Below are 2,104 nucleotides of genomic sequence, written 5' to 3'. Positions count from 1 at the left end.
CGTAGAAGGCCTCGGCCTCCTCCCGGTACTTGCTGTCGTCGAACTGGCCCATATGGACGTCGGCGGCGAGGCCGAGCTGGACGAGGCATTTGCCCACCGCGTCGGTCATCGACATCTTGAAGCACTCGTCGTCGGGCGCCTCGATGCCGTTGCGGCGGCGGACCATCTCGGTGCCGCCCCACTGCGGACCGGTCCAGCACTTCTCACCCGTCTCCGGGTCGAGGTACCAGACGCGCGCGCAGATGAAGACCATGCGTTCGGCGATGGTCCAATCCATCTGCTCATAGCCCCAGCCCTTGCCGACCGGACCGAACACCTCGGTCATCATCATCAGGCGCCAAGTCGGGTCGATCTGTGTGCCGCGGAAGCCGCCGGAGCGGGTGAAGGGCTTGGTCGCCTTCGGGTCGGTCCGCCTCAACCGGTTCCACAGATGCATGGGGTCCGTGGCGGCGGGCTCCACGGTGGCGTTCGGGGAACCCGCGATCTTCGGAGCGGCCGTGCTGACGGTCTTCTCGGTTTCGGCAACGGTGTCGGTCTTGCTCATGCGTCCCATATCGTCGGGTTCCCCTTGTGGTCAGTAGCGTTCGTCTCTCCCCTCACCCCAGCCGCCGCTGAGCACAGCGTCCAGGCTCGGATCAGGGGACGGATCGGCCGCGGCGGGCTGCCACGGTTCGGCGGTGTCGAGCGCCCGCCGCGGCGGAGCGCCGTACCGCAGCGACAGACGTCCCTCGCGGTCGCGGGCAAGGTACAGACCGCGGCCCGGCTCCTCCCCCGCCACGAAGGCGATGCGCGCGTCGGCGGGCATCAGCGCCTTCAGGGCGGCCTCCGCCTCGCGGACGGCGAGGGCGGCGGCGCGGCGGTCCACCAGTTCCGCGGCCAGGGCGGCGAAGCGATTGTGCCGGGCCATGTCCACCACCCGGCGGGTCTCGTAGGCCGGTGCCTCCGCGGGCAGCGGGTTTCCAGGCTCCACATCGTTGGCGACGTGCCACCAGAAGGCATCCAGCGTCTCCATCAGACGCCCGCAATCCGCCTCCCGCCGCGGCACGCGGACGAGTGCATGGCCGGTCGGGCGCAGGATGGACAGCATCGCCCGGTCCAGCCCGGTGACCACCAGCTGGTGCTGCACCTGCCAATGGTACCGCTGGGCGAGCTCCGCATCCGTCTGAAAGCCGCCGGTGAATTTCGCTTCCACCAGCGTGTCCGGCGCACCGCCGTCCGTGCCGTCCTCCCAGGTCAGAAAATCCGGGTGGGCGACCATCCAGTCATGCTCCGGATGCACCCAGGTCCGTTCCGCCGGCACGCAGGGAAGGCCGGTGGCCTTCTCCACGAAGCGCGGATGCAGATGTTCGGTCGCGATGCCGATCTGCACCGCGGCGACGAGGTCGAGGTCGGCCGGCGCCGACCGCCCCGTCTTCTCGCGCCACAGGTTCAGCCAGTCGCCCGCCATGATGCGGGTGGCGTCGGAAGACCCGATACGCCCTGCCCGCGCGGCGCGCTGCGCGTCCGTAATCGCCATTCCCCTGCCGGCCCCCAGCCGTTTCGGTGCGTCTATGGCTCCGGTCGATGCGTCTTCGCAGCGCCATCGCCGTTAACCATAAACCGTATCGTGAATATGGGCTGCGAACACGCAGGATTCAAGAACAAAAAGAGAACCTACGACTTGGCCTTAGGATCGAATCTTCGAACCTTTTCAAAAATCTAAGTAGAATGCGGCGCAGCCGCGGTCTCGCTGTGACCGAATCGGGCGACTCGGCACAGATGGGTATGGATTCGTGGCGTCAAAGGGGGCTGCGGGAAAGAATTTCGCCGCTGGAATTGACGGCTTTTCTTCCAGATTCCCGGAAAATACGCGCGATCAGGCGCGCAGGCACCGCGTGACGTGAACCGCGACACCAGCGACGTTGGCGCGCTCGATGGGCGTCGGGCGGCAGCCGGGGTCTGTGCTGACCGGCAGCAGATGCGGCGGGAAGAAGCGGTAGCCGCACACCGTTCCGTCGCCCACCGTCACCACCACGTCGCCGGCCTGCGGGGCCAGCACGTCCAGCGGTTCCAGCACCACGCAGTCGTCCGGCAGGACGCCGGCGGCGTTCAGGCTGGAGGAGGC

At 67.9% G+C, this 2,104-nt stretch carries 2 protein-coding genes and 1 pseudogene; all 3 read right to left on the bottom strand.

The genetic code is table 11. From position 1 onward, the window contains the following. Nucleotides 1–544 (bottom strand): hypothetical protein (locus GBZ26_RS28955; protein WP_247884948.1); only part of this gene is annotated, 544 nt, incomplete at its 3' end. A 30-nt stretch (nt 545–574) separates the two neighbouring features. Next, nucleotides 575–1,516 carry a YqaJ viral recombinase family protein gene (locus GBZ26_RS28950; RefSeq protein ID WP_174441743.1) on the bottom strand — a complete coding sequence of 314 codons (942 nt, stop codon included), beginning with the start codon at nt 1,514–1,516 and terminating at the stop codon, nt 575–577. Nucleotides 1,517–1,855: 339 nt separating this feature from the next. Further along, nucleotides 1,856–2,104: pseudogene (locus GBZ26_RS28945) on the bottom strand (XRE family transcriptional regulator); the annotation flags it as partial.

Origin of the sequence: Azospirillum formosense, from assembly GCF_013340925.1 — a bacterium.
Lineage (GTDB): Bacteria > Pseudomonadota > Alphaproteobacteria > Azospirillales > Azospirillaceae > Azospirillum > Azospirillum formosense.
The sequence above is the reverse complement of the archived record's forward strand: the minus strand, read 5'-3'. Positions and strand labels throughout refer to the sequence as shown.